This window comes from Bacteroides propionicigenes, from assembly GCF_018390535.1.
Classification (GTDB): Bacteria; Bacteroidota; Bacteroidia; order Bacteroidales; family Bacteroidaceae; genus Bacteroides; species Bacteroides propionicigenes.
Genome location: NZ_JAHBBW010000016.1, coordinates 76,859 through 83,895 on the forward strand (window position 1 = coordinate 76,859; position 7,037 = coordinate 83,895).

Genomic DNA, 7,037 nt, shown 5'->3' on the forward strand with positions numbered 1-7,037 from the left:
TTAGATAGTTACAAGAATGTAACCATTGCTGGAGTTCAACCAATTAGTAAAAGTTAAAAAATGAAAAACTTTCATCATATAGGTCGTTGTCCGATACGGGACGTTTTGAGTAAGTTGGGAGATAAGTGGACAATGCTTATCATGGTTACATTAAAAGCGAATGGTACAATGCGTTTTTGTGACATTCAGAAAACAATCGGTGACATTTCACAACGTATGCTTACGGTTACGCTACGTTCGTTGGAAACGGACGGCTTGATTATCAGGAAAGTGTATGCAGAAGTTCCCCCGCGTGTGGAGTATTCTCTTACGGAAACGGGATATAGCTTGATGCCGCATATCGAATCGTTGGTCGGTTGGGCATTGGAGCATATGGCAGATATTATGGAACGGCGGGGAGTACGGGAAGAAGTGGAATCATAAGAACTGTACATATTATAATATACAAGAATTCCGATTCATCACGAACCGGAATTCTTTCTTTTTCCTTTACATAGGCTTCTTTTACGGAAGTTCCTTCGTAATCTTTTGCCAATGCCAGCATGATAGCTTGTGGCAACTCTGTTGGGGTTATTGTTTCTAACACTTATCATAGGACAAAGAGGATGCCAAAGAATGATGAAATAGATTATATGATTGATTTATAATGTAATAATTGCACGCTGTTACTACTAATACAGTACGTAAAAATATGGAAAGTTGTGGAATTGAGTATCACACATGAGGAATAATTACACAGAATCTTAACGGACTTCTTATTTATTCTTTTTAAATTTGCGGTACACTTAAAATTGATATAAGTATGATTAGATTGAATGTTTTTATTCAAGTGAGTGCGGATAACCGTGCTGCTGTAATGGAAGCTGCAAAAGAATTGGTAGCTTGCTCTCTGAAAGATAATGGTTGCATTGCTTATGATATTTTTGAAAGTGCAACTCGTGAAGATGTCCTTATGATTTGCGAAACATGGAAAGATGAGGAGTCGCTGGCTGTACATGAGAAGGCTACGCATTTTGTAACATTAGTTCCCAAGATACAAAATCTTGCCTCTATGAAATTGGAGAAGCTCAGTTTCTGATAATGTTTTTGTAGACATATAATTTGAAAAAGTCAACCATTGTGTTGACTTTTTTGTTTTATTACTTATATGACAAATGGTATGAAACAAATATTTTTTATTTTTGTAATGCTAATAAGTTGCCTGTCTTGCATCGGTAAACCGGCTAAGCAGGCAGAAAGGAGAATTGATATGAATCCGGTGAAAGAGATTTATCTGGCAGGGGGATGTTTTTGGGGAACCGAACATTTTCTGAAACAAATAGAAGGGGTGGAAGTTACCCAAGTGGGGTATGCAAACGGGAATATTGCCAATCCTACTTATCAACAGGTTTGCACAGGTACTACGGACTTTGTCGAAACTGTAAAAGTACAGTATAATCCCGATAAGGTAGACTTGCCTTTCCTTATTGACCTTTATTTTAAGACGATTGATCCTACCAGTCTGAATCGTCAGGGCAATGATCGGGGTACTCAATACCGCACAGGCATCTATTATATAGATACCGCAGACCTGCCTGTTATCCGTGAAACCGTTAACCGTCTGGCGGCTAATTATACTCGTCCGTTGGAAGTGGAGATTGAGGAGTTGAAGAGTTTCTATCCGGCAGAAGATTATCATCAAGACTATTTGGGTAAAAATCCGGGTGGCTATTGCCATATTAATCCTGCATTATTTGACTTGGCACGTAAGGCGAAGATGAAAAAAAAGGTAGCGGCTTACAGTAAACCGGATGATGCGGCTTTGCGTTCGCAGCTTACTGCGGAACAGTATGCCGTTACTCAGAAAAATGCCACCGAACCGCCTTTCCGTAATGCCTATTGGGATGAACACAGTCCCGGTATTTATGTAGATATTACTACGGGTGAACCCCTGTTTGTTTCTACTGATAAGTTTGATTCTGGTTGCGGATGGCCCAGTTTTTCCAAACCGATTGACAGCTGGCGCATTCAGGAAAAAGTGGATACTACCCACGGAATGGTACGTACGGAAATTCGCAGTAAAACAGGTGACGCCCATTTAGGACATGTTTTTACAGATGGTCCTGCTGATAAGGGAGGATTACGTTATTGCATCAACAGTGCTTCATTGCGCTTTATTCCTAAAGACCGGATGTTGTCAGAAGGATACGGTGAATATTTGGAATTAGTAAAATAACAATCAATGGATATACTATTAATAAGTAATGAAGATGCTTGCCGCAGTCGTATTGCGCAAGAGTTCCTGTATGCATTTGGCAGGGGAATGAATATTTTTACGGCAGGAGTTATGGAGGGAAATGGTGTTCCCGATGCCGTATGTAATGTGATGGAACAAAATGGATATAGCATATCCCGTAAGAAGCCCTCGGGTGTTGGGATGTATACACATCGGTCATGGGATTATGTTGTCACTTTATGTAAAGAAGCTGAGGAAGAATTGAATTTTATCACTTTGATTGCCAAGCGATATGTGCATTTTAACTTTGAGAATCCCTTTGAGAATCATTCTCAAAATAGGAGTGGCCATGAAGAACAAATTGCCACCCTTTATGAAGTGATGTATAGGCAACTGTATGAATTCTATCGTGATGAATTGAGTGAACAATTGTTACCTCGTTGTACATGCGGTGCAAATACTTATTGTCGTTGCGAGTAGAGAATTTTTATAATAGACTGAAAAGCCAATTTGGTTATTGTGCTATTTGATGAACTTAATATTCTATTTCTCCTTCCCGTACAGGATGATGATTTTTTTCACTATAAACCTTGACATGTACTTTTTCCCCTACAAGGGAATCGGGGACGGAATAATGAACATTTTTCATGCTAATAGTCGACTACTTATCCACAATGTATTCATAGACCTTAAAACAGTTCAGGTTACCGGGAAGAGGCTTCAGCAATGACAAATCAGCTTCCAAACGTGATGATTTCTCCGCTGTTGAAAGACTGCCTTGCTCGTTGTTGACCTGCATACATATCCGGCTCAAATGTTCCTGCGCAGAACGTATATCACTGAAATGTTCCGTCAGGCAGAAAGCTTTCCTTCTGACATATTCCACGTGCCCTTTCTCCCATCCGATCCGTATATTACAGAAACGATACCCAGAACAATAGAAACCGGACATCTTCATCAGGGCTTCTGTAGGCTTCTTGTCACCACCGACAAAGCTCTTGACGGCTACATGCAGATCATCATGGCTGAGACATCATGTATATCCCTGAAGAAGTTACGGTGGGATTCCATGAAGGCAAGCGTATTCTGATGTCTGAAAAGATAGGCGTATCTGCCATTGCTATGCCCGAAAGTAAATACGGCCAGATAAAACTTGGTCTTGACACCGTCAATAAAAAGAAGGACTTCACCCCAGTCAAACTTGGCAATGCATCCCGGTTCATGGAACAACCGAATAAAGGCTTCGCCCTTTTTCTTCTCTTTGTATGATTCTATATTTTTTATATAACTGCATACTGTGGCATAGCTGATGGCATATCCTTGGGATAACAGAAACTGGTGGATATGCTTCTTCAATATGCGCTGTTTGCGAAGCCCCGTAGCTATCTTAACGGTATTCTTCTTCAGGTAAAATCCTATCTCATCCTTAATCTCTTGTGTGAATAGGTGAGGGCGGTGTTTGGAACTGTCATACTTGGGCTGGATGGTAAGTACTTATCCTATGGTGGCGCACTTTTCAATTAGTATCTACACATTATCCCTTCATTGAAAGAGTTTGGTATTGTATCCGGCTCTTTTCTTTTAATTTGGGTTTTATTCTTTTGTGATACTCTATATGTTTGTCCAAAGCCTTCATGATACTGAAGAAGTGGCACATCTCACCCATCAGGTGCTGTACGGTCTTATGGTATATGATAGCCTCATGGTTTATTTCTGATACTCCTTCTTTTTACTCTCCTGAATCTTGTTTCGGCTCAGTTTCATTTTGGTCCGCATGGGATTTTATAGAAGATTTTTCTTTACACATTTATTTTGTCCTGTCCCAAATTTATTGTAGCTTTGTGACTTGATGGACGACACGACAATTTATTGAACACATTTTTTGTAACATGAAAAAACTATTTGCTACCTTACTATTAGTATGTGCAACCACAGGGGTAAATGCACAAGACAAACTGTATTCCAATGAGTTTCCGCTTTCACAAGTAACCCTTCTCGAAGGACCGCTGAAGCATGCCCGCGACTTGAATATCGGGACATTGCTAAAATATGACTGCGACCGCCTGTTGGCTCCTTATCGCAAGGAGGCAGGGTTGGAGCCCAAGGCGAAGTGTTATCCCAACTGGGACGGTTTGGATGGTCATGTGGGCGGACATTATCTTACCGCCATGGCCATTAATGCGGCTACGGGCAACGACGAATGTCGTAAGCGCATGGAGTATATCATCAGCGAAATAGCCGAATGTGCCGAGGCCAACCGTAAAAACCATCCTGAATGGGGTATTGGTTATATGGGTGGAATGCCTAATAGTCAAAATATTTGGAATAACTTTAGAAACGGCGACTTCCGCGTGTATAGCGGTTCGTGGGCGCCATTCTATAATCTGCACAAGATGTACGCCGGTTTGCGTGATGCGTGGCTGTATTGTGGCAACGAGCAGGCCAAGATCCTTTTTTTGCAGTTCTGCGATTGGGCAGTTAATATCACATCGCATTTGTCGGACGAACAGATGGAACAGATGCTTGGCAATGAACATGGCGGTATGAACGAGGTACTTGCCGATGCGTATGCCATTACTCAAGAACAAAAATACCTTGACTGCGCAAAACGTTTCTCGCACAAACGGTTACTCGTTCCGATGTCTCAGCGGCAAGATTGTCTTGACAATATGCATGCCAATACTCAGGTGCCTAAAGTTATCGGCTTTGAACGTATATCAGAATTGTCGGGTAATGAAGACTATCATGTGGCAAGTTCATTCTTCTGGGACATTGTGACCGGTGAGCGTAGTCTTGCTTTCGGGGGAAACAGCCGTCGGGAGCATTTCCCTGCCAAGGATGCTTGTATGGATTTCATCAATGATATTGACGGTCCCGAGAGTTGTAACACCAATAATATGTTGAAACTTACGGAATATCTCCATCGCCGTAACCCGGAGGCAAGGTATGCAGACTACTACGAACTTGCCACATACAACCACATACTCTCTACCCAGCATCCTGAACACGGAGGTTATGTGTATTTCACCCCTGCGCGTCCTCGCCATTATCGCAACTACTCCGCCCCTAACGAGGCTATGTGGTGCTGCGTTGGTACCGGCATGGAGAATCATGGCAAGTATGGGCAATTCATCTATACCCATGCGGGCGATGCCCTCTTTGTGAATCTCTATGCAGCTTCACGACTCGACTGGAAAGAACGCGGTATCACGTTACGTCAGGAGACTGCTTTTCCTTATTCCGAAAACAGCACAATCACTATTGCAGAAGGCAAAGGTGTGTTCAGCCTCATGGTACGCTATCCGGGATGGGTACGTCCGGGAGAGTTCAAGGTTAGCGTGAACGGACAGCCCGTTGACATCATAACAGGTCCGTCATCTTACGTCAGCATCAACCGTAAATGGAAGAAAGGAGATGTGGTAAGCGTTAACTTTCCGATGCATTCATCTTTGCGCTATCTGCCCAACGAACCGCAGTATATTGCTTTCATGTATGGTCCTATCCTTCTCGGTATGAAAACCGGCACAGAGTCCATGACCTCACTCATAGCCGACGACAGCCGCTTCGGACAGTATGCAGGCGGTCCGAAGTTGCCCATTGACAAAGCGCCGATTCTTATAAATAATGATATTGCCGCCATTCCGTCGCAACTTACTCCTGTGCCCGGCAAACCGTTGCACTTCACACTCGGTACCCGTATGGTAAATGGAATTGAAGGGGAATTACAACCGTTTTTCGAGATTCACGATTCTCGTTATATGATGTACTGGCTCGCTCTTACCGAAGGAAGCTATAAGCAGTACATTGATAACATTGCCCAACAGGAACAGGAACGTCAGGCGCTCGAAGCAAGTACTGTTGACAAAGTACAGCCGGGTGAACAGCAACCGGAAACCGATCATAAGATGGAGACTGACGAGTCGTACACGGGTAATACAAACAATGTCTTCTATCGGGATGCTCGTAACGGACATTACTTCAGCTACCTCATGCAAACCGACGGTCTGACCGACCTTAAACTGCGACTCAAGTATTGGGGCGTGGGTGAATGGAAGAGCCATGAGTTCGATATTTATATCGACGACGTGCTTCTTCGCTCTATTAATAATACAGGCAAGTATCGCATATCAGAATTCAAGTCAGAAACCTATGATATCCCGGCTACGTATCTGCAAGGTAAGAAACAAGTGCGTGTCAAGTTTGTGGCAAAACCAAATAAACAAATAGGCGAGATATATGAGGTAAGGCTCATCAAATAGTGGAATATCCTAGCTACTGTTAATAGGCACTATAAAATATTTTATAGTGCTTTTATTTTAAAGACCGGAGCTATTTTGTTGACCTGTTTATCAGGCATATTTATAACTAAGCCCTTCTCCGTACGTGTAAATGAAACTTTACCATATCCCAATAATTCCACTCTTCTAATCTTATCAGGGAACAGTTTACTCTTGCTGGATAATGATTTGATAAGTATTTGATTTTCTGCCGGCCAAGCCAAAACCGTAGCAAATAGGTCTTTTTTAGTTTGGGTGAAACGGATTTCTTGTGCTGTAGCCTTGCTATACGCTCCTTCATTGAAGCCTTGTGCATTAATCTTAATATCAGCTTCAGCTATTGGTCCTTCACCAAATATTTTCCATGGTCGTGTGTCAAAGATAGCTTCTTTATTAATATTCATCCAATTGCCGAATTCATTTAATCCTCAAATCCGCAACTAAGCTCTTCAGCGTCCTTCTTGCGTCTAAACGTCCTCTCATCACTGAATTAGCAGATAAATTGAGGCTGAAATACCCACTTCTGCCCACAATATCCCCTTGCC

The 7,037-nt window shown here is 42.3% G+C and carries 7 protein-coding genes and 1 pseudogene; 6 read left to right on the plus strand and 2 right to left on the minus strand.

All coding sequences use genetic code 11. The features are described 5' to 3' along the window. Positions 1–60: 60 nt before the first annotated feature. The 4 genes from KG118_RS15895 (at position 61) to KG118_RS15910 (ending at position 2,695) form a co-directional block, all read left to right on the plus strand. The gene (locus KG118_RS15895) at positions 61–423 is read left to right on the plus strand and encodes a winged helix-turn-helix transcriptional regulator (protein ID WP_117710745.1); all 363 of its coding nucleotides are present in this window, start codon (positions 61–63) and stop codon (positions 421–423) included. A gap of 379 nt (positions 424–802) precedes the next feature. Continuing rightward, positions 803–1,078, plus strand: a complete 276-nt coding sequence (locus tag KG118_RS15900) for a putative quinol monooxygenase (RefSeq protein ID WP_117710743.1) — start codon at positions 803–805, stop codon at positions 1,076–1,078. A gap of 81 nt (positions 1,079–1,159) precedes the next feature. Further along, positions 1,160–2,215: a peptide-methionine (R)-S-oxide reductase MsrB gene (gene msrB, locus KG118_RS15905; RefSeq protein ID WP_117710958.1), complete on the plus strand. Its 1,056-nt coding sequence runs from the start codon at positions 1,160–1,162 to the stop codon at positions 2,213–2,215. 6 nt (positions 2,216–2,221) lie between these two features. Beyond that, complete coding sequence (locus KG118_RS15910; RefSeq protein WP_117710742.1) at positions 2,222–2,695, plus strand: arsenate reductase/protein-tyrosine-phosphatase family protein; 474 nt, start codon at positions 2,222–2,224, stop codon at positions 2,693–2,695. A gap of 181 nt (positions 2,696–2,876) precedes the next feature. Here KG118_RS15910 and KG118_RS17535 read toward each other — a convergent pair whose 3' ends face one another. Then, positions 2,877–3,173 carry a hypothetical protein gene (locus tag KG118_RS17535; protein ID WP_233514854.1) on the minus strand — a complete coding sequence of 99 codons (297 nt, stop codon included), beginning with the start codon at positions 3,171–3,173 and terminating at the stop codon, positions 2,877–2,879. Between the two features lie 77 nt (positions 3,174–3,250). On the opposite strand from KG118_RS17535, the gene KG118_RS17540 reads away from it, so the two are divergent. Both KG118_RS17540 and KG118_RS15920 read left to right on the plus strand, forming a co-directional pair. After that, positions 3,251–3,484 (plus strand): hypothetical protein, encoded by a 234-nt coding sequence (locus KG118_RS17540; protein WP_233514853.1) that lies wholly within the window; start codon positions 3,251–3,253, stop codon positions 3,482–3,484. A 620-nt stretch (positions 3,485–4,104) separates the two neighbouring features. Then, positions 4,105–6,474: a glycoside hydrolase family 127 protein gene (locus KG118_RS15920; protein WP_117710741.1), complete on the plus strand. Its 2,370-nt coding sequence runs from the start codon at positions 4,105–4,107 to the stop codon at positions 6,472–6,474. A 41-nt stretch (positions 6,475–6,515) separates the two neighbouring features. Here KG118_RS15920 and KG118_RS15925 read toward each other — a convergent pair. After that, positions 6,516–6,917, minus strand: a pseudogene (locus KG118_RS15925) (alpha-L-fucosidase C-terminal domain-containing protein); the annotation flags it as partial. Positions 6,918–7,037 lie beyond the last annotated feature (120 nt).

Bases quoted from the DNA above. Each gene is read 5' to 3' on its own strand.
- msrB (WP_117710958.1), top strand. From the start codon at position 1,160: ATGAAACAAATATTTTTTATTTTTGTAATGCTAATAAGTTGCCTGTCT.
- KG118_RS15920 (WP_117710741.1), top strand. From the start codon at position 4,105: ATGAAAAAACTATTTGCTACCTTACTATTAGTATGTGCAACCACAGGG.
- KG118_RS15895 (WP_117710745.1), top strand. From the start codon at position 61: ATGAAAAACTTTCATCATATAGGTCGTTGTCCGATACGGGACGTTTTG.
- KG118_RS17540 (WP_233514853.1), top strand. From the start codon at position 3,251: ATGTATATCCCTGAAGAAGTTACGGTGGGATTCCATGAAGGCAAGCGT.
- KG118_RS15910 (WP_117710742.1), top strand. From the start codon at position 2,222: ATGGATATACTATTAATAAGTAATGAAGATGCTTGCCGCAGTCGTATT.
- KG118_RS17535 (WP_233514854.1), bottom strand. From the start codon at position 3,173: ATGAAGATGTCCGGTTTCTATTGTTCTGGGTATCGTTTCTGTAATATA.
- KG118_RS15900 (WP_117710743.1), top strand. From the start codon at position 803: ATGATTAGATTGAATGTTTTTATTCAAGTGAGTGCGGATAACCGTGCT.